Source organism: Christiangramia lutea, assembly GCF_022489035.1.
Lineage (GTDB): Bacteria > Bacteroidota > Bacteroidia > Flavobacteriales > Flavobacteriaceae > Christiangramia > Christiangramia lutea.
In genome coordinates this window covers 1-20777 of sequence record NZ_JAKVTV010000006.1, presented here as the reverse complement: position 1 = coordinate 20777, position 20777 = coordinate 1, and the positions used below count along the sequence as shown (strand labels likewise).

At 38.5% G+C, this 20777-nt stretch carries 16 protein-coding genes; 3 read left to right on the top strand and 13 right to left on the bottom strand.

Annotated elements, in window-relative coordinates; genetic code table 11:
- Window positions 1-90 precede the first annotated feature (90 nt).
- From porN to ML462_RS14690, 7 genes are all read right to left on the bottom strand, one after another.
- Window positions 91-984 (bottom strand): type IX secretion system ring subunit PorN/GldN, encoded by an 894-nt coding sequence (porN, locus tag ML462_RS14720; protein ID WP_240714593.1) that lies wholly within the window; start codon window positions 982-984, stop codon window positions 91-93.
- 12 nt (window positions 985-996) lie between these two features.
- Window positions 997-2538 carry a type IX secretion system motor protein PorM/GldM gene (gene porM / locus ML462_RS14715; protein ID WP_240714592.1) on the bottom strand — a complete coding sequence of 514 codons (1542 nt, stop codon included), beginning with the start codon at window positions 2536-2538 and terminating at the stop codon, window positions 997-999.
- 53 nt (window positions 2539-2591) lie between these two features.
- Window positions 2592-3239 (bottom strand): type IX secretion system motor protein PorL/GldL, encoded by a 648-nt coding sequence (gene porL, locus ML462_RS14710; protein ID WP_240714591.1) that lies wholly within the window; start codon window positions 3237-3239, stop codon window positions 2592-2594.
- Between the two features lie 58 nt (window positions 3240-3297).
- Complete coding sequence (porK, locus tag ML462_RS14705; protein WP_240714590.1) at window positions 3298-4662, bottom strand: T9SS ring complex lipoprotein PorK/GldK; 1365 nt, start codon at window positions 4660-4662, stop codon at window positions 3298-3300.
- A 116-nt stretch (window positions 4663-4778) separates the two neighbouring features.
- Complete coding sequence (locus ML462_RS14700; RefSeq protein WP_240714589.1) at window positions 4779-5939, bottom strand: formimidoylglutamase; 1161 nt, start codon at window positions 5937-5939, stop codon at window positions 4779-4781.
- Window positions 5940-5942: 3 nt separating this feature from the next.
- Window positions 5943-8459, bottom strand: a complete 2517-nt coding sequence (topA, locus tag ML462_RS14695; RefSeq protein WP_240714588.1) for a type I DNA topoisomerase — start codon at window positions 8457-8459, stop codon at window positions 5943-5945.
- Window positions 8460-8620: 161 nt separating this feature from the next.
- Window positions 8621-9637 carry a hypothetical protein gene (locus ML462_RS14690; RefSeq protein ID WP_240714587.1) on the bottom strand — a complete coding sequence of 339 codons (1017 nt, stop codon included), beginning with the start codon at window positions 9635-9637 and terminating at the stop codon, window positions 8621-8623.
- Between the two features lie 134 nt (window positions 9638-9771).
- Between ML462_RS14690 and ML462_RS14685 the strand changes: the two genes are divergently transcribed.
- From ML462_RS14685 to ML462_RS14675, 3 genes are all read left to right on the top strand, one after another.
- A complete protein-coding gene (locus tag ML462_RS14685; protein ID WP_240714586.1) occupies window positions 9772-10503 on the top strand; it encodes an SDR family oxidoreductase in 732 nt (243 codons plus the stop codon).
- A gap of 101 nt (window positions 10504-10604) precedes the next feature.
- Window positions 10605-10769: a hypothetical protein gene (locus tag ML462_RS14680; protein WP_240714585.1), complete on the top strand. Its 165-nt coding sequence runs from the start codon at window positions 10605-10607 to the stop codon at window positions 10767-10769.
- A 90-nt stretch (window positions 10770-10859) separates the two neighbouring features.
- Complete coding sequence (locus ML462_RS14675) at window positions 10860-11366, top strand: hypothetical protein (RefSeq protein WP_240714584.1); 507 nt, start codon at window positions 10860-10862, stop codon at window positions 11364-11366.
- Here ML462_RS14675 and ML462_RS14670 read toward each other — a convergent pair whose 3' ends face one another.
- The 6 genes from ML462_RS14670 to ML462_RS14645 form a co-directional block, all read right to left on the bottom strand.
- A complete protein-coding gene (locus tag ML462_RS14670; protein ID WP_423738482.1) occupies window positions 11367-13400 on the bottom strand; it encodes a protein-disulfide reductase DsbD family protein in 2034 nt (677 codons plus the stop codon).
- Window positions 13401-14047: 647 nt separating this feature from the next.
- A complete protein-coding gene (locus ML462_RS14665; protein WP_240714583.1) occupies window positions 14048-16426 on the bottom strand; it encodes a GumC family protein in 2379 nt (792 codons plus the stop codon).
- A gap of 4 nt (window positions 16427-16430) precedes the next feature.
- Window positions 16431-17201, bottom strand: a complete 771-nt coding sequence (locus ML462_RS14660; protein WP_240714582.1) for a polysaccharide biosynthesis/export family protein — start codon at window positions 17199-17201, stop codon at window positions 16431-16433.
- Between the two features lie 31 nt (window positions 17202-17232).
- Complete coding sequence (locus tag ML462_RS14655; protein ID WP_240714581.1) at window positions 17233-18594, bottom strand: exopolysaccharide biosynthesis polyprenyl glycosylphosphotransferase; 1362 nt, start codon at window positions 18592-18594, stop codon at window positions 17233-17235.
- A 34-nt stretch (window positions 18595-18628) separates the two neighbouring features.
- Window positions 18629-19468: a glycosyltransferase family 2 protein gene (locus tag ML462_RS14650; RefSeq protein ID WP_240714580.1), complete on the bottom strand. Its 840-nt coding sequence runs from the start codon at window positions 19466-19468 to the stop codon at window positions 18629-18631.
- 233 nt (window positions 19469-19701) lie between these two features.
- Window positions 19702-20777: Ig-like domain-containing protein (locus ML462_RS14645; RefSeq protein WP_240714579.1), on the bottom strand; the 1076-nt coding region annotated here is incomplete at its 5' end.

Sequence of the window (20777 nt, the reverse complement as noted above, 5' to 3'; positions counted from 1 at the left end):
ATAAAGGTAAAAAGGGGCTTCTTGTAACTTCAAAGAATTAAGGTAATAAAAAAGCGCCCAAAAAGGGCGCTTTTTATATAAATTTAAGAGTTAATAACTCCACATATCCTGTTCGAAGTTCCGAATCTGTTCCTTTATCCGTTGCGATTCGAGTAATTGCATAAAGGCATTATCGGCGATATATTCATCGATCTCACGATCACCCTGAACGTTATCTTCCTTGTAAATGACTCCGTCAAATCTCCTGGAATTAAGGAGGTGATCAAAGGAAACTACCTGAGAGGTGTTATTGCCGGTAAAGACTTTAGCCTCATGAAGAACTTCCCTTGCGTCTGGATACCATACCCAGAAAAGCTCTACAAGATCTGTTTGCCCGGAATCAATAAAGTTAACATCGGGAGCTACCGGAGCAATTCCCAATAATCGATATTTTAGTTCTGCCAAACGCTTATCGAAATACCAGATACCACGAATGTGATATTCAGCGATATCTGCCGAACCAAGGTCACGGCGGTCTATAAACTGAGGATCTACCTGTTCACCAGCGTTATATTGCTCGATCCCAAGGTCTGTAGTGTCAATTTTCGAAAGAGTAGCTTTTATATCTTTCAGAGTTCTTTTTTCGGTGAAATAAGAATCTGCATAGATGTTTTCAATCTTACCCTGTTTAATGGCCCTTACAAGAACATCATAAAGTGATCTTCTATTAGCCCCAATGTTATTGGTATCAATAGGATAGTAAAGGGGAAAATTCACTCTTTCGTCAAGGTCGATAATCTCCCAGGTTCCTTTAGACCAAAGGATATCTCGATCTCCAACATAACCATATTCTAATGGTTCATCTTCCTCATCGATCAATGCCTGAGCTTCTGATTTCTTCCCGATGTCCTCAGGTTTTTCAGCATTCAGGATATTAGCCTGGCCAAAAGAAGAGGCACCCATCATCATCACAAAACCATATGTAAAAATTTCCTTCAAGCTCATTTTTAATGAATTTTAGTTTGTAAGCTCTATCACAACAGGAGCAACTTTCTTAAGCTTATAGCCAGAGTTTCCTGCCAGTGATGCATTAATATCATAGATCTGAACAGACTCGCCTCTACCAGCACGTCTTAATGCCGCTTTAGCTCTATCATCCAACCTGCTACCATTTACGATGATGGTTGGCTGTCCAGGTACTTTAAATTTAAATCCGGTAACATTCAGATTAAGATCAAAATCGAAGTCTGGTAGGTTAGCACCAACCGTAGCGATCTCAAGACTGTTTCTTTGCATAGAAACAGCTCCGTCTTCTCCACGTATTGTACCAACCGGTCTTGGAATATCCTTAACCCTGAAAGTCTTTTTATCTGAAACGGTTTTTCCTCCTGGAAGCTCACCGCTTACACTAATAGTCACTTCTCTTGCCTGAAGAGTTGTTACATCCATTAGGTATTTTCCAGTTCCACCAGCATTTCTCAATCCGGGTGCATTAGCGCTAACATTGCTAACCCCAGGAATAGAAATGGTCATCGGGTTTTGAACCCCACGGTAAACCACATTCATCTTGTCTGCAGAAATTACCGCAGAATTTGGAAGTGGAATTACATTATAAGAATCGGAAATCTTGATGCTTTTTAAAGAATCGTTTTCCATGTATTGAAGCTCACCAGTGATCTGCTGCTCCCCTACATTTCCTGCAGGAAAATCAAGAACAACCTGTCCCGCTTCAGTATTATCTACTTCCTTGCCGTTAATGACAACATTCTCGAACTGGAGGGTGTTGTCAAAACGTCCTAATACAACTTTTCCCTGGAAATTCTCTCCACTAAAGAAAGCTGGTTTACTAGGAATCACGATAGCTTCGTAGTTCTTTAAAGAAACGTCACTTTGAAGCTGACCTGAAAGCATAGAAGAAAGGATCTCACTTTCGGTACTCTTTACATCAGCCTGCATTTGAGTAAGCTGAGTAATGGAAGCAACCAAAGGAAAGCCTTCAAAACGGTATTTCAACCATGGTACATTTGCACCTTCCACATTTACCGGTTCGGTTGCAAATTCTTTCTGAACGTTTACCTTCTGAGCGATACTTCCATATCCATTCTCAAGAATTTCTGAAACCCCATTCCTGTAACTCTCTATTTGAGCAAGGAATTCTTCACCTTTAGGATTAATTCTACCACTCTGGAAGAACATTTCATCCATAACAGTAGATTGATCCATAGTTTCATAATCTTTTGGATCGTCTACAGAAGCTTTTAATTCTTCTTTGATCCCTTCGATATACTGGGTAAAGTTTGAGGAAAGATCATGAATTCTATCAGCATCCTCTTTAATGCTAGTATATTTCGCTGGCTGTTCATCAACCTTCGTTGCGAGTCCAGCCATAAGTGCGGTATTCCTTTCAGAATAGTTTGCCGCGGTTTTGTCTAATTTTTCGTTCATCAATCCAAAAGCGGTGAGAACCTCTTTGGACATATTTAGTGCCATCATGGCGATGAAAACCAGGTACATTAGGTTAATCATCTTCTGCCTTGGCGATTGTTTTCCGGATGCCATGTCTAATTAGTTGTTTTTAAATTAATATAACAGCTTAATTGAAAAATTATCAATTAGACTCTAACTTTTCCGTTCATTGCTGTTAACATTCCACCATAAACATTATTTAATGATGCCATGTTATCTGCAAGTGAATCCATTTGGGCCTTAAGTTTTCCGGCGTTCTCTGCAACTTCCTGATTAACTTCAGCCTGTTTAGCTGCAGATTCTACCTGAGCTTTATAAATATTATTTAGAGTTTCCATTTGTGCCGCGGCAACGCTTAACTCTTCACTATATTTCTTTTGAGAAGCCATTGAATCTACAGTTGGGGCAATCCCTTTAGCTGCTCCTTCAAAATTTTTGATACTCTCTCCTAAAGAAGCCATAAGATTTGCATCAAGTTTTGCCTCTTTAAGCATAGCATCAAGTTTTTTAGAAAGCATTCCTTCTGCTTCTTTTTCCTCTACTACTACAGCTCCTCTATTTTTTGCAGTTCCTCCAGCCAGTTCAGGATACACTAAAGACCAGTCCAGGTCATCGTCTACCGGCTCAAATGCCGAATAAGCGAATACCAGGGCCTCTACGATAAGTCCTAAAATTAACATTGGATTACCACCAGGCCAGTGCATGATTTTAAAAAGGGCACCCAGTATAACTACAGATGCTCCCAGACCATACACCATATTGGTCACTTTTTTTGTTGATCTTGAATTTGCCATAACTCTAATGTTTAGATTTCTTAGTTGTTTTATTGATAGGTTTAAGTTCCAATTTGTATTATGGATTCTTTTGGTTAAGCGTTACATCGGTACCCAGGTAATCCTGAACGGTTCTAAACCCAATATAACTTCTTGCCGAATCCATATATTCATAATCCCTTGAACTTACTTGAAGAAAATAAGCCACATCTTTCCATGATCCACCTCGAACTACTTTTCTAAGATCCTGAGGATTATTTACCGTTGGGTTCATCGTAGACATATACTCATAAGATCCTGGATCGTATGAAGAATCAACCCACTCAGCCACATTCCCGGCCATATTGTACAATCCGTAATCATTAGGATCGTAAGATTTTGCCTCAACGGTATACAGTGCCTGATCGGCTGCGTAATCACCTCTTAAAGGCTTGAAGTTAGCCATAAAACATCCGCGGTCATTAAGCGTGTAAGGACCACCCCATGGATATGAAGCTCCTTCCAGACCACCTCTGGCAGCATATTCCCACTCCCCTTCGGTTGGCAACCTGTAGGAAGGAACATTTGCATCACCTTTTTCTCTACGGAAGTCGTTATGATATTTTGTTCTCCATTGCGTAAAGGCTCTAGCCTGTTTCCAGGAAACACCTACAACAGGGTAATCGTCGAAAGCGCTATGCCAGAAATAATCATTATGCATAGGCTCATTATATGAATAATTAAAATCTTTGATCCAAACAGTAGTATCTGGGTAAATAGCAACTTCTTCCTTCTTGATGTAATTACTACGCTTTCCGCTCTGCTTGGCTGCAGATTGAATATCCATATAAGAATACTTGAATTTCAGTTTTTTTACATCTATGGTTCGTTGGCCATTGTAAACCTCATCCATTGGAATATACATGGAATCCATTACCTCAGCATAATAAACATCAGGATAATCCTGAGTATCCCAGATAATATCAATATCCTTGTTTAGCCTTCTGTTGGCATAATCGTCTGTTGGACCTCCCTGACCGTAAGTATTTAACATATACTCCTCGTAAGGTGTCATCTCACCCTCCTCGGCATCAGCGAAAGCATATTCTCCAATAGCATCATCACCAGGAGTCGCTCCCTGTAATTCAGCCATTTTTGCTAATTCTACTCTTACTACAGAATCTTTGACGTAGTCTACGAATTGTCTATACTCCGCATTTGTGATTTCTGTTTCGTCCATATAGAAAGATCGAACGGTAACAGTTTTTGGTGGTGCATTCTTCTGCCCGGCAATATCATCATCAGATTTACCCATAATGAATGCGCCTCCCGGAATCAATGTCATACCATAAGGCTTCTCCGGATTCCACTTCTTCCCCTCCGCACCTACAAGCTGTCCACGATCACCTCCTCCACAACTTGAAAGCAAGGCCAGAACAGCAATGAGCGAAATATACTTCTTCATAATTATCTTAGGTTAAGACATTTTGATTTACGGCAGTAAACCTATCTAATTATTTTTTAAAAAACAATATTTCAGATAAAAATACAGTAAATCAGAATAAATGTCTGAATATAATTTTAGACTTCGTTTTTTCTTTTGGCTTTATACCAGCGCTCCGGTATTACCTGATTGCAGGCTTCCAGATAATCTTCTTCGCTGCAAGGTAATAACGTATGCCGTTTTAATTTAGTATTCACATTCGACGAAAATGGAATTTCTATCCACCAACGCCCACTATAGGGGCTTTTAAAGAATACTAGCACCTCATCGTCAATTGGCACCTGATACTTTATAAACTCTTTTTTTGCTGAAATAGTATTTTCATTACTTCGATAATTTACCCCTTCAATGAAATACCATATAATTTGGGCTACCAGCATGTTAGACAGACTGCCCATTTTTTCCTGATATTCATAGATCCCAAATGATGAAACCTTATCGCTTATACCGACATATCTAGAAAGCGCACATATCTCCCTTCCATTAAAGCCATTAGGAGAATTAAAATATGCTGAATTCATAGCAGAAGAATCTATCGCGCCAAGATCCATCCCTACGATGTTTGCACTCCTGAAAATTGGCTCCATGAGCGAGATATCTGAAGTTACTTCACCTAACCTGTATGCTTCGAAGAACAACCTTTCCATCAACTCTATTTCCTCCTGTGAATTGAAATAGGTTTGATATCCCACAGTGGTATAATTAAATAAATTATAAGGTTGATCAACTACGATTTTTCCTACATAGGAATGATTTGAAATCGCTTTTTCGGCATCACCCAAATCAAATCTACTGTCAATATTCACAAGGTTAACCATTTGATCTAAATTATCATAAGCCCTGTATTGAGCATATATTAGATCCTGACTACCTCCAATTATAACAGGTATTATATCCTGTTTAACGAGACTTTCAACGAGATGCTGGACTGCGAAATATGAATCTTCCACCGTGGCCCCGGGCTCTATATCTCCTAGATCAGCAAGATTTATTTTCCAGTTACCCGGGTACAAAGAATAGAACTGGCTTCTTAAATGATTAAAATCTGGTGCATCTGATGGCCTGACAGATCTCCGATTTTCCCACACACCAAAAATAGCCACGTTTACTCCTTCCAATTCGGGCAAACCAGACCTGCTGGTATGAAGTCGAATATTAGCACCTATGGATTGAGGATTTAAACTCTTTATCTCATCCAGCAAATCATCATTTACCGGACTAAGAAAATCGAACTCCATATTTTATTTCTTTTTGGTGGTTTTGCTTTTGGTACTTTTCTTTCGGGTTGTCTTCTTTTTCGCAGGTTTCTTTTTCTTGGTATTCTTCTCAAGAATATCTTTTACCTCTTCGAGAGTCAACTCTTCAGCTTTTGTGGTCTTTGGAAGCTCCACCTTGGTTTTGCCTTTTATCACATTAAATCTTCCCCACCTGGCTTTCTCTACTCTAATACCTTCTTCTTCCCAATGGTGGATAAGCTTTTCACGTTCCTTCCTAAGCTTATCCTCGATCAACTCTTCGATATCATCCCCGGAAAGATTATCGAAATCGTATTTTTTGTTCACGTTAATGAACATATTATTCCATTTTAAGTATGGACCAAATCTTCCCACACCTTTCTGAACAGGTAATTCTTTATATTCATAAATAGGTGCATCTGCTTTTTCCTTTTCCTTGACAAGCTCCATAGCACGATCAAAGTCAACATTCAAAGGATCCTCGCCCTTTTCGAGCGATACGAATTTCTTTCCAAATCGCACATATGGACCATATCGGCCATTGTTAACCTCTACGTTCTCACCCTTATATTCACCCAGTTTCTTCGGAAGCTGGAAAAGATCCATCGCCTCTTCATAAGTAAGGGTTTCCATATTCTGGTCTGGACTTAAGCTGGCGAATTTAGGTTTTTCATCGTCTTCCACGCTACCAATTTGCACCATAGGCCCGAATTTCCCTAATCTCACACTTACCGGCTTCCCTGTTTCCGGGTCTTCACCCAGAATTCTCTCTCCAACTTCCCTGTCGGCATTTTTAGCCACATCCTGAACGTGTGGATGAAAATCCTTATAGAATTCCTTCATCATCGCCGTCCATTCCTTATTCCCTTCTGCGATATTATCGAAACTTTCCTCTACTCTGGCGGTAAAATTATAATCCAGAATATTGGAAAAATGATTTACCAGAAAGTCATTAACCACCATTCCTGTTGCTGTGGGAACCATTTTTCCTTTATCGCTCCCAACGGTTTCGGTTAAAGTTTTCTCCTTTAACTGGTCGTTTTTAAGCTCGAACTGTACATAATTCCTCTCGGTCCCATCTACAGAACCTTTTTCAATATAATTCCTGCTTTGAATTGTAGAGATGGTTGGAGCATAAGTTGACGGCCTTCCAATTCCCAGTTCTTCCAGTTTTTTAACCAGAGAAGCTTCAGTATATCTATATGGAGGTCTCGTAAATCTTTCTGTGGCCGTAATGAATTCATTATTTAGCGGATCATTCACCTTTAGTGCAGGTAACATTCCGCTTTGCTCTTCATCTTCCTCATCGCTTCCTTCCAGGTATACCTTCAGGAATCCGTCAAACTTCAAAACTTCACCATTCGCCGTAAATAGATTATCGTGCTTATCTGCTTCGATCTTTACATTCGTCCTTTCTAGTAGCGCATCACTCATTTGAGAGGCGATCGCTCTTTTCCAGATCAATTCATATAAACGCTGCTGATCTCTATCTCCTGAAATTGAATGCTTAGCAAAATTCGTAGGGCGAATCGCTTCGTGAGCTTCCTGTGCTCCTTTAGATTTCCCTTTGAACTGACGGGCTTTTGCATACTTATCTCCATATGCCTTCAATATCTCTTCCTTAGCTCCTTTGCGGGCGTCTTCAGAAAGATTTACACTATCGGTTCTCATATAAGTAATATGACCAGCTTCGTATAGACGTTGCGCCATGGTCATAGTCTTACTTACGGAAAAATATAATTTTCTGGCCGCTTCCTGCTGAAGTGTGGAAGTGGTAAATGGTGGTGCAGGATTCTTTTTTGCCGGTTTAGTAGTAAGATCGGCTACTTTGAAATTTGCACCAATATTTTCTTTCAGAAACTTTTCAGCTTCTTCTTTCGTCTCAAAATTCTTAGGAATTTTAGCCTTAAAACTCTTTCCTTCTTCAGTAGAAAATTCGGCATCAATTCTATAGGAAGCTTCAGGTTTAAAATCCTGAATTTCGCGTTCTCTTTCAACAATAAGCCTAACTGCAACTGATTGTACTCGCCCTGCCGAAAGGCCTCCTTTTACTTTTCTCCACAAGACCGGCGAAAGCTCATATCCTACCAACCTGTCTAAAACCCTTCTTGCCTGCTGTGCATTTACAAGGTTATAATCTATTCCTCTTGGATTTTCGATTGCCTTTAGAATGGCAGATTTCGTGATCTCATGAAAAACGATTCGCTTGGTCTTATCGTCCTTAAGTTTCAGCTCTTCAGCCAAATGCCAGGCGATAGCTTCCCCCTCGCGGTCTTCATCACTCGCCAGCCATACTGTCTCTGCATTTTTCGCAAGCCCCTTAAGCTTACGCACTACATCCTTTTTATCTTTTGAGACAATATATTTAGGAGTAAAATCTCCCTCGGTATCCACCCCAATTTCCTTGGTGGGCAAATCTGCGATATGCCCAAAGCTGGAAGCAACCTTATAGTCGGTTCCCAGAAATTTTTCAATGGTTTTAGCCTTCGCTGGAGACTCTACAATCACTAAATTCTTAGCCATAAAACTGTCGGTTTGTAATTGCAAAAGTATATCAAATTTTTCTTCCGCTCGTTAAACTTGCATTAAAACCAGGTAACAAAGCCTTGAAAACCCTGAATTTGATACGATTCAGAGAACTAAAAAAATTCGAAAATCTGAAAATGGTCGAAAAAATTAAACTTCTATTCTGTATGAAAAAAAACAGAAGAAACCTCTTGCAATGCATAGGTGAGGTCTGGTGAAATATTTCCCGAAACAGAGGTAGCATTATTAAAAGCCAGGATCCTTCCATTATTGTTTAAAACCTCTGCAACGAAGATGACGTTATAAGCAGAATCATAAACCACATTCACCGGGTTACCCAGTAAAGTATTATTTCCCGATATTCTAAGCTGATCTTCAGCTCCAATAAATCCACCATTATCGGTGTTAGAGAATTTTTGATCAAAATTTTCGATCACGTGAAGAGCCCCATCCGAGCTTGATTCAGCTTCACCAATATCAGACAGGATCATATTTCCACCGTCGTAATCCAACCCATGAGCCCGCACTATTCCCTGAATGGCAATAATCTTATTTGCCGTAACAACCTGGTTGATACGATTTGAATTGAGAAAATCGCGATAAACAGCTAGTCTGCTTGTTTCATCTACAACGGCGAAAAGATCTTCTCCAACAAACTCGATACCCCAAACCTTAAACTTGGTTTGCACAATATTCCTGAGCACAAAACCTGTTGCTGTCCTTATATAAATGAACAATCTCCCTTCAGGAGTAGTTTCGTCCCCATCAAGATCTGTGTTATCTGAAACCACATAATAGTCTCCATTCACAGTTAGATCTCGCGGACTCTCAAGATCAGGACTCCCCACTATAGAGTTTTCAGGATTCACGGTTTCACCACTGCCCAGTTCAGATATATTGAGATAAGATTCCAGTCTCCCGGAGGATCTTGATACAATGGTAAAAGAATCGTCAACGTCAGAATAATAAATTCCTTCAGAATCTGAAGATGAATTCGCATAGGTAGTGATGGTCCCCGTGTTAATATCATACCTTTTCACATCACCATTATGGGTAGTGGCAAAAAGGTAAGCCATTTCGGAAGTCACCACACCGGTATCACTATTGTCATCACTGCTGCAGGACAGCAAAAAAATTACTCCTAAAGCCGATAGTAAGAAATTTGTCTTTTTCAAGGTTTAAACTTTTTACGAAGATATAACGAACAAAATTTCAATATGGTCTACACGCGTTAAATATGTGTTATTTGAAATTATCTTAACGTAGATTCTCCTGTCTATTCTTCATATTATCTCAAAAGCTGAAAAGAATGAGTGAAGAAATGAAAATTGCAGTAATTACCGGAGGAAGCAGCGGAATTGGAGAAGGCATCGCCAGGAAACTTTCAGAAGAAAAATATATTGTGGTTCTGGCCAGCAGAAGCCTGGATAAGATGAAAAAGATCCAAAAAGAACTTCCATCAGAAAGTATGGTTGTTGAAATGGATGTAAGCAGTACAGAAAGCGTAAGCAAAGCCTTTAATGAGGTAATGGAAAAATATAAAAGAATAGATGTACTTGTAAATTCTGCCGGGATCATGCCCTTAACTTATCTCAAAAACAGGCATCTTGATGAGTGGCTGAATACGGTTGAAGTGAATGTAAAAGGAACGCTTCGCTGTATATACTCGGTATTGCCTGTAATGAAACAATTAAAGAATGGCCATATCGTAAACATTGCTTCTGTAGATGGCAAAGAGATCTTTGCCGGAGGAGCCGTTTATGGAGCTTCCAAGGCCGCAGTAATTGAATTATCAAAAGCGATGCGGATGGAACTTTCACCAGAATTCAATATTAGGGTGACCGCTATAGAACCTGGCACCGTTGAAACCGACCTAAGGAACGACATTACGGACCAGGAATTACTCGACGACAAGAATTATGGAGGAGACGAACCAAAGCTGAAAACCAGCCATATTGCAGACGCCGTTTTTTATGCGATCTCCCAGCCAGAGTCTGTAAACGTTAATGAACTATTAGTAAAACCAACAGGAAAATCCTGAAATGGCAGAAAATTTTTAATCAAGATATTATGGGAACAGGACATATGCTAAAACTAGCTAGCAAATTTTTAATAAGAGGAGTATTATACAAAACAGGTAAAATGGCGGCTATCAAAGGCGGAAAAGTAGGTATAGGAATATTCTCAGTTTTTTATGCTGGTTACATGGCATATACCTTATACAACCTACGTAAAGAAAGTATTCAGGAACAAAAACAATTAGCTGTAGACCGGGGATGGGATCGAGAGACTGTGGAAAAAGCTTAGAGGCATCCAAATCGTAAATAGTTGCTTTCATATCAAAATGTAAGATTGCGAAATCTTTATCTGTATATTAGATATTGAAAATCAATTGATATGAAACAACTATTACTTTTTTTCTTGCTGATAATTCCTTCTTTAAGTTTTTCGCAAAGCTCAGATTGTGCCTGTTGCACACCCGATCATAGTCAATTCGATTTTTGGGTTGGTGACTGGGAGGTTTTTGATAAAGACGGTAAGAAAATTGGTGAAAATCTAATCGTAAAGCTGGAAGATAATTGTATCGTCAATGAAAACTGGACCAGTGAAAATGGTGGTTCTGGCAAAAGTTATAATTATTATGATCCGTCTACTGAAACCTGGAACCAGCTCTGGATAAGCAATACTGGTAATATACTTAAGTTAAAAGGCATAGCTTCAGAAAATAAAATGACCCTGAAAAGTGAAATTACGCAAGGGACGAAGGGTAAATATTATAACCAGATCACCTGGACTGAAAACAAAGACGGTAGCGTAAACCAGTTATGGGAGATCTACGACCAGAAAGGAAATCTGCTTAACAATGTATTTGAAGGTATCTACAAAAAGAAAAACAGCGACTGATCATTGAAATACACTCTCAGATTCGACACTTAGCCCTTTGATAGGTGATTCTGAAACCTGCCTGAAATTATCGATCCCTGTTTTTAACCAGTTGTAATATTCATCTGCATCGGGTTGGTAGGCAGATGGTGAAATCAAAATTTCCTCATCATGATCTATTAGTACATAGTAAGGCTGAGCATTAGCCTTATACCTGCTGATCTGAAAGTCGCTCCATTTATTTCCAATACTTTCAATTTCCTTTCCTGTAGTTTCAGAAACATATTGCTCAGATTCCGGCAATTTTCGCTTATCGTCTACATATAATGAAACCAATACCAACTCATTTTTCAATAATTCCAGAATTTGAGGTTCGCTCCAAACTCTTTCCTCCATTTTTCGGCAATTAACACACGCGTGCCCCGTAAAGTCTATCAAAACCGGAAGATCATTGTCGCGGGCATAAGCAAGCCCGGCTTCATATTCATGGAAAGAAACTATATCGTGAGGACCATATTTAGCGCCTTCAGGAAGGCCTTTAGAATTTAAAGCCATACCAGATTTTGAAGAACCAATTCCATCAGGAGATTCGCTGTATTGTAAAGGAGGTGGGAACCCGCTGATAAGTTTCAAAGGAGCTCCCCAAAGACCAGGAATGAGGTAAATAGTAAATATAAGCGCCACAAGACCTGTTATTAATCGGCCCACTGAAATATGTTCTTCCTTAGAATCATGAGGCAATTGAATCTTTCCAAATAAATAAAGCGCCAGCATACCGAAAATAGCAATCCAGATAGCCAGAAATATTTCCCGTTCCAATAAGTGCAATTGTAGAACGAGATCGGCATTGGAAAGAAACTTAAAGGCGAGGGCAAGTTCCAAAAACCCTAAAGTTACCTTTACAGTATTCAACCAGCCTCCAGATTTCGGTAAAGTATTTAACCAACCAGGGAAGGCTGCAAATAAACCGAATGGAAGGGCGATGGCTAATGAGAAGCCTAGCATTCCAACAATGGGGGCTATTCCACCTTTTGATGCAGCCTCCACCAGCAATGTACCCACTATTGGACCGGTACAGGAAAAAGAAACGATTGCAAGTGCCAACGCCATAAAAAAGATACCTATAAGGCCACCTTTATCTGCTTTGGAATCTATTTTGGTTCCCCAACTACTAGGCAAAACAATCTCAAATGCACCCATAAAAGAAACCGCAAATACTACCAACAGGACGAAAAAAGCCAGGTTGAACCAAACATTCGTGGAAAGTGCATTCAGAGAGTCCGCTCCAAAAATAAGGGTCACCAATGAGCCCAGAAGAACATAGATCACTACAATGGAAATACCATAAAAAATAGCATTTCGAATACCTGCTGCCCTTGACTTACTTTGTTTGGTAAAAAAGCTCACTGTCATTGGGATCATTGGAAAAACGCAAGGAGTAAGCAATGCTGCAAAACCGGAAAGAAAAGCAACAATAAAAATGCCCCAGAAAGATCTTTTCCCTTCCGGATTTACCAGGGCTATCTCTTCTTTTTCCTCTGCAAGTACCTGCTCATTTTGAGCTTCAATTCCACTCACCATGTCCTCGTTGATAATGAACTCTAAATTTCTGGAATCAAAAATGCAGGTTTCATCATCACAGGCCTGATATTCAATTTTAGCATTAATTAAACCTAGGCTGGTATCAGTAACCTTTACTTGTTGCGTGAATGTAGCAGCATAAGCAAAGTATGTTAGATCCATTTCAAAAACCTGATCATATTCTGTAATGGATTCGCTTTCCTGGGTTTTACCCACAAGTTCATATTTCTCTCCTGCCTGCTCATAAATAAAAACGGTAGGAAGTGCCCCGCCCTCCGGCAGGTCCTGGGAATACAAATGCCACTTATCCTCAATGCTCGCATTGAAGATCAATTTATATTCATCATCAGAGATTTTTTCAACATCGGTTTCCCACTGCACAGGATCATGAATCTGTGCCTGGGTTAAGAACCCTGCCAATAGCACTAAAAATAATAGAGCTTTTTGAAAGAAATGTTGTGAAGTATGTTTCAAATCCTGATAATTTTAAATCCTGAAATGGGGTCAAATTTAATGAATTTAAAGGGAAATAAATTATCACAGAGTAACCAGAAAAAAGAATCGGGAATTCTATTGAAATTCACAGCAATAATCTAAGTACAGCAGTCTTATCTAAGACAGAAATTTTAAAAATAAATTATAAGAATTATAGTTACTTTCTCCTGTAATGAGTCATTAATAGATAAAAGGAAATTATAACTCCAGGAACAGCGAGACAGGTGGATGCAATTAAAAAGAAATTAATCATAGTATCTGACTTTAAAGGACGGACAAAGGCACCGTTTCAGATGAAAATGCAATCCATGATTATTAATAGGTAAAATTAGCTATTAAGTATCTTAACGAATGTAACATTTGCTTATTTTCTTACCATTATCGCAACAAATTTAAAATACTGTATTTCAATAAAATACACACAAAATAAATTCTAATTCCAGCTAGACTGCTATATACCAGTTCTTCCCGGATTTTACCGCAGCTTTTGATTTCTTAAACGACATTAAATTCAATACAGTATTGAAATAAAAAAAGCCCGTTCAGTTTTAATGAACAGGCTCCAGGTTTATAATTCCTAAATATTCAGATCAGCATGAATTAGTTGGAAAAATCAGTTTAAACTACTAATTCTTTACGGTCTTTGAGTTAAAATATGACTTCCATTCAAACTCGGTCTTTTTCTTTACCCCATAGCCGTATCCATATTTGTTACCATACCCCAATTCGGTTCTTGGAACACTATTCAGGATAAAGTTAATATTAGACATATTGCCAGACCTTTTATTAGCGACCACATATTCCAACAAGTCTTTATCGGTGAACCCGGATTTAACGATATAAAGAATTAGATCTGCATATTTATTAATGATTAATGTATCTGTAACCAACATTGTGGGTGCAGAATCGATAATGATATAATCATAATTATTTTCCAGATCTGTGAACATGGTTCCTAATTTCTCACTCCGCAACAATTCTGATGGATTCGGCGGAATACTTCCTGAACCTAAAATTTTGAGATTAGAATTAAGTTTAGAGTTGGATATAAATTCTTCTATACAATTAATATTACTGGCAAGATAATCGCTTAATCCCAGAGAATTCGAAAAGTTTTCCTGGTACTTTCCTAGTTTTGGATTTCGAAGATCTGCGCCTATAAGCAAAACTTTCTTCCGATTAAAGGCCAGGGTTAATGCCAGATTCATAGCCGTGAATGTTTTACCTTCTCCTTTTATAGTCGAAGTCACCAAAATTTTCCTGGCCTTTTGATTATTTACAGTTCTCAGTAATACGAATTGAAGGTTGGTAATTAAAAATCTAAAAGATTCCGCCAGCATAGATCGGTCATGCTTATCGATGATCAATTCTCTTTTTTCCTTCACTTTTGGAACCTCCCCAACAATTGCAATTTCCTGTGTGAACTCTTCAATGTCAGATCGTTTTCTAACCTTATTATCTATCAAGTTCCTTATATAGATCACAGAAAAAGGTAAAAACAACCCCAGAACCAGAGAACCCAGGATCACACTTTTCTTTTTTGGAGATACAATTAGGCCATTGCTATGAGCACTATCTACGATCTTTGCTTTAGGCGCCGTAACCGCAAGGGCCAGGGAGTTTTCTTCTCTTTTCTGTAATAAGTACAGGTACAGGGCTTCTTTGATACTTTGTTGTCTTTCGATCCCTCTATATTCCCTCTCTTGTGAAGGAACTGCCAGAATTTTAGAACCCACGCTTTGTACCTGTCGGTTTACTTCATTTTGAGAGATTCGCAGGGTACTTCTTAAACTCTGAAGACTTTGCAGAATATTACCCTTTAACTGTTCAATATTGTTATTGATACGTATCACGGCCGGGTTTAATTCTGTGGAGCTTCTCATGATCCTGTTACGCTGAAGCACAAGATTATTATATTCTGAAATTAACTGATTTACTGCACTCTCCTGTATACCGAGGTTGGCTGGCAGAAGTTCTGAATTCGAGCTTGTAGAAAGATAGTCAAGCATGGCATTTACCAGCTCAATCTGAGTGCCTATTTCCTGTCGCCTTTCATTATATTCACTGGCAGTCTGGACGAACATCTGTGACTCAGTTCGTATATCTGTAAGTCGGTTGCTTTCCTTGAACTCTTCTTTTCCGGACTCCACATTTTCCAGTTCATCATTAATAATATCTAAACGCTCATTAATAAAATTAGCCGTGTTACTGGCAATTAGATTTTTATCATCAATGGCATCCCTGTTAAATTCGAAGATCACCTGGTCTATGATGTCCCTAGCTTTATCTACAACTGGATCCAACATCACCAAATTGATCACATTTGAACCCTCCTTCTCCTGGATTATCTGAAGACCGCCTCGATAAGCGGCAGCAACGCTTTCCAAATTTGAAAATTTAATAGTAATATTCGAAAAGCTACTAATTCCTTCTTTCGGGGTGATTACCACGGTGGCAAAATCCAGATCTACGGGAGACCCAGCCTGTGTATTGATTTTAGTAAAATTCCTGAGATTGGTTAAGCTTAGTTCTCCGCTTTCATTTAAATCGGCTTTATAACTTTCTCCCCCAAATTCGGAAGCATTTTTCTCATTGAACTTCAAAATCTTTAAGGTAAACGGATTATTCTTGTACAATTCTACGTCTCTAACCTGGCCGTCTATAAAGAACGTGATGTTCAGATCCAGAGATTTCACTACTTCATGCATTAACCTTTTAGATTTCAGTATAGCGATCTCCTTATCCAGATTGTTTGTTTTCAATCCTGAAGCCAAACCTAGATCTGGCATATCTGAACCTCTATTATTGCTGGTTTCCTGATTAATAATAATACTTGCGGTAGCACTATAAACCGGCGTGGTATATCTCAAATAAAAAATTCCTGCAATAACAGACACAAAAGCACCCGCCACGAACCAATACCAGTATTTCAGGTATCTGCCCAGCTCCTTCCTCAGGTTGAATTTACTTCCCTGAGGACCTGCGTTATTATTCGAAGAATTCATCACCTCAATTCGTTACAAGTAATATGGTTGAAATTAGAAAAGACATAATGGCGATATAACTACCAGCATTATTAAGTACGCTCGCAGACTGCCTTTTTGTTCCTATGGGTTCTACGTATACAATATCATTTTGGATAAGATTGAAATATGGAGAGCTTACCGTTTCAAAATCTGTAAGATCCAGGTATACCTTAGTAGTTTTTCCTTCAATTTCCCTTATCACCATAACATTGTCCCGTTTCCCGAAAATGGTAAGATCACCAGCTAAACCCAGGGCCTGAGTTAAACTGATATAGTCGTCCTGAATAATGAAGGTCCCAGGATTCTTTACCTCACCTAAGACACTAATTTTAAAGTTTAACACTCTAACATTTACGATAGCATCTTTTACATAGATAGAAATGGCGTCCTTGATCTTTTTCGAGAGTTCAAAAGTATTTAACCCTTCCACTTCAATGGTTCCCAGTACAGGGAATTCAATGGTTCCGTTCTCTGAAACCATATAAGTCTCCAACTCCGTATTACCACCGGTACCAGCTTCAGCACCTACCGAGGTGGTTAGGTTAAATGGCAAGGAGGCTTCGGGTTCAGGTGTGGAAACCCGAATGGTAAGCTGATCATTGGGTCTGATCTTTACATTTTTATCCAGGTCGTAATTTACCTTTGAAAGTTCATTCTGGAAATAAACTATCTCCTGTCTGGATACACAAGAACTACAAAAAATAACGAACGTGGTCACCACGAAAGCAAACTTCAGGAATCGGGAGGTTTTCATAATTTATTGGTTTGTTTGATTAAGTCTCGCCTCAAAAAGCTTTTTCTTCGCCTTTGAAAAAATTATAAATCGTGTAATAAATAATTTTGAAGTCAAGAAAGGGACACCATTTCTCTAAATAGAAGATATCCAGCCTTGTACGGTTTATAATATCGGACTTTTTTTTCACTTCTCCTCTATATCCTTTAATTTGAGCAAGACCTGTGATTCCCGGTTTAGCATAATGCCGCACCAGGTATTTGTTTACTGATTTCGAATATTCTTTTGTATGAGCCTGCATATGTGGACGTGGACCAACAACGCTCATATCTCCTCTGAGTACATTAAAAAACTGGGGCAATTCGTCTATACTGGTCCGCCTTAAAAATTTTCCAAGTTTAGTCACCCTGCAATCATTCTTTTCACACATTTTTGTATCGGCATCATCATTCATTCTCATAGATCTAAATTTGTAACACCAGAACGACTCCTGGTTATAACCATGTCTTAATTGTTTAAAAAGAAGTGGCCCTTTAGACTCTAACTGCATTATAATATATACCAGAGGAGCTAGCCAGGACAATATGAAAATGATCACTAGCAAGGAAAAAAACACATCGAATATCCTTTTGCTGCACCTGGCATAATTGAGCTCCAATGGAGAATTCCTCAGGTTAAGCACTGGAATCGTTTCGAATAACTCGGCATTCATGGCCCTGGTGACAATGCCTTTATTGTCTGGAACTAATTTTAATTTTTTGAAATTATTATCGGCGAAATGTATTAATTGTTTCACCTGCTGCTGAGATAATTGTGAAACCAGGCAATAGATCTCATCTACCCTGTTTTCTACTGAATATTGATAGCAACTTGCAATTTCGCCAAGATAATCTGGATTATTTTCGTTCCTCTGATCGAAATATCCCAGATAGCGGTATCCGTAATCGGGCCTGTTAAAGATCTTTTTTATCTTATTGATATTTATTCCATGTCCTACGACCACCACATTTACAAAATTCCCTCCCTTTCTCCTGTACCATTTACGCACCTTAAAGAATAGCCATCTGTAAATTGCAAGCTGGATAAAAATCAGTCCAAGAATTTTAACTTGTTGTGAAATATCAAAATCTATTTTTCTAAAGGCGAAAATGGCGAAATAGGCCAGGCTAAAAATGAAATAATGCATTACGAATTTGTGAAAACGAGTAATAAACCTCTCCTTTCTTTCTAAGGAATAAAAACTAAGTATGGTAGCAATTATAAGCCAACAGCTGTTATAGCTAACAATTGCAAAAAGATTTAAATAGGTCTCCGGTGTGAGGAAATACAAGGTTAGGTTCACAATAAACATATGAACCACAAAAGATATCGGAAGAATGAAGTCCTCACCTTTTATTTTCCTGTTAATCGACATATCAGATTTAGCTTTTCAGATTTAAAAATTTTGATCATAAAAACCTTTTTAAATAGCTGAAATTCCATAAAGAATAAGCAGTTTCAGCTCTTTTTAGTTTCTCTTCCACTCGAAGATTAGGTCTCCTTAGGTGGGGTTTGATATATTGAGGAACTTTCCTGCCAATCTTGAAGACAAGGGTGAAAATCCCGTAAAGATGATGGTCTTTGATAATCCTGAGATCTTCAGATGATTTTCTCTTCTGTAATTGTAGGGTGGTGCTTTTTCCTCCCAACCTCATTTTTACGATCCATTCATTTAAAAAATGTTTTTTTAGCCTAGGGTCTCTGAACCAGCGTAGCGACATATCATAATCACTGGCAATAGTGTAATTCAGACTGTAAAACCCATGCTTTTGGTAAACCTCTTTTCTTACATAGATGGTTGGATGAAGCGGGATCCACCCGAAATTCAGAAAATTTTTCCTATATGATCTGGAGGAATAGATCCTCTTCACCTTATCTGTATCTTCCTGACTTACAAACATGCCATGACCATAGACCAGATCTGCCTTTGAACTTTCAAAAGCTTCGACTATCTTTGAAATTGTATTCGGTTCATAAAGAAAATCATCAGAATTAAGTATCCCGATTATATCTCCTGTCGCCTGACGGATCCCCTTATTATAGGCATCAAAAATCCCGGAATCTTTTTCAGAAATATAATATCCAAGTTGCTCCCTGAACTTTTCAATTTTAAGTTGAGTCCCATCGGTACTGTCACCATCAATAACGATTAGTTCTATGTTCTTATAGGTCTGGTTAAAAACAGATCTGATGCATTCGGTTATTGTATCGGCGTTGTTATACACAACAGTAATAATTGAAACTTTCATAATTTTTCCCTTTTTAAAATTTTAAGATTAATAGGTTTTCATATCATTTTATAATGGTCTCGCATTTCGAGATACAGGTAACATCTTAAATGCAGAGATTTCGTAGGGAAGTATTTTGAACTAAGTAGTTTGATTTGGAATACTACTTAGAAAAGCAGGTAAGCATTGCGCGATTCAATTTTTAATAATGAATAAAGTGAAAAATGGATTTGAGGATAAATATCTCATTAAATCTACCTCTTAATGATCAGCCTGGTAGTTTTATTGGAATCTCTTGTTTTAAGCATGATAAAATAAATTCCATCCGGTAAATAACCGACCTCTATTTCAAAACTATATTCCATACCAATCCTGGCCTTACCCTTTCCAATACTGATTAAATGAGAACCTATGGAATTATATAAGTCAAGAGTATATTCCCTTGTTTTATTAAGTGTGAATTTTATGGTTGTCTCATCTTCTGTAGGATTAGGATAAACAGCCAATTCTTCTTTGTTCAATATTTCATTTGAAAAATCAGGTGAAGCAATACTTGCTCCTGAAAGAGAAATTGCTAAAGTCGTGTTGGAATAATCTGATGATATACTTCCATTCACTGCTTTGATTCGATAATATAGTTTCCCTCCTTTCTTTCTACTATTCAGGTTCCGGTCAATATAGGTAGTGGTATTCGCAGGAATACTAATAGACACAACCCTATTTGAAAAGTCTGATTTTGTCGATCTTTCGAGTATAAATCCATCTTCATTTTGCGAATTATCGTTCCAGTTAAGATATACTTCCGTATTTGATATCCAACGAGCGATTAGTCCAGATGGAGCAATGACGTTTTCCGATGGGTTTACCGTAATTGAAACGATCTCTGAGGTAGTAGTTTCCAGGTCATCATCGGTGGCCACGGCAGTCAGTTCATAATTCCCGGTTGCAACGCTGTTCCAGCTAATACTCCAGCCATCACTTCCGTCGGCATCTACACCAAGTGAATTTGTCCCTTCAAAAAATTCCACCTGGGTCACCGATCCATCTGCATCCGAAGCATCCACGGTGATCTCAATATCTGCTGGTGCGGTAAATACTTCATTATTCAAAGGTGCTGTGATCGCTATTGTTGGTAACTGGTTAGGATCATCAACCGTGATATTGATAATTTCTGAAGTGTTAGTTTCCAGGTCATCATCGGTAGCAACTGCAGTCAGTTCATAATTGCCAGTGGAAACTCCATTCCAATTAAAACTCCAGCCATCACTACCGTCAGCATCCACACCAAGTGAATTTGTTCCTTCGAAGAATTCTACCTGGGCCACCGATC

Excerpts from the sequence above, each read along its gene's own strand:
- porM (WP_240714592.1), bottom strand. The coding sequence starts at position 2,538 with ATGGCATCCGGAAAACAATCGCCAAGGCAGAAGATGATTAACCTAATG.
- ML462_RS14680 (WP_240714585.1), top strand. The coding sequence starts at position 10,605 with ATGGCGGCTATCAAAGGCGGAAAAGTAGGTATAGGAATATTCTCAGTT.
- ML462_RS14660 (WP_240714582.1), bottom strand. The coding sequence starts at position 17,201 with ATGAAAACCTCCCGATTCCTGAAGTTTGCTTTCGTGGTGACCACGTTC.
- ML462_RS14665 (WP_240714583.1), bottom strand. The coding sequence starts at position 16,426 with ATGAATTCTTCGAATAATAACGCAGGTCCTCAGGGAAGTAAATTCAAC.
- porN (WP_240714593.1), bottom strand. The coding sequence starts at position 984 with ATGAGCTTGAAGGAAATTTTTACATATGGTTTTGTGATGATGATGGGT.
- porL (WP_240714591.1), bottom strand. The coding sequence starts at position 3,239 with ATGGCAAATTCAAGATCAACAAAAAAAGTGACCAATATGGTGTATGGT.
- ML462_RS14650 (WP_240714580.1), bottom strand. The coding sequence starts at position 19,468 with ATGAAAGTTTCAATTATTACTGTTGTGTATAACAACGCCGATACAATA.
- topA (WP_240714588.1), bottom strand. The coding sequence starts at position 8,459 with ATGGCTAAGAATTTAGTGATTGTAGAGTCTCCAGCGAAGGCTAAAACC.
- ML462_RS14685 (WP_240714586.1), top strand. The coding sequence starts at position 9,772 with ATGAGTGAAGAAATGAAAATTGCAGTAATTACCGGAGGAAGCAGCGGA.
- porK (WP_240714590.1), bottom strand. The coding sequence starts at position 4,662 with ATGAAGAAGTATATTTCGCTCATTGCTGTTCTGGCCTTGCTTTCAAGT.
- ML462_RS14675 (WP_240714584.1), top strand. The coding sequence starts at position 10,860 with ATGAAACAACTATTACTTTTTTTCTTGCTGATAATTCCTTCTTTAAGT.
- ML462_RS14655 (WP_240714581.1), bottom strand. The coding sequence starts at position 18,594 with ATGTCGATTAACAGGAAAATAAAAGGTGAGGACTTCATTCTTCCGATA.
- ML462_RS14700 (WP_240714589.1), bottom strand. The coding sequence starts at position 5,939 with ATGGAGTTCGATTTTCTTAGTCCGGTAAATGATGATTTGCTGGATGAG.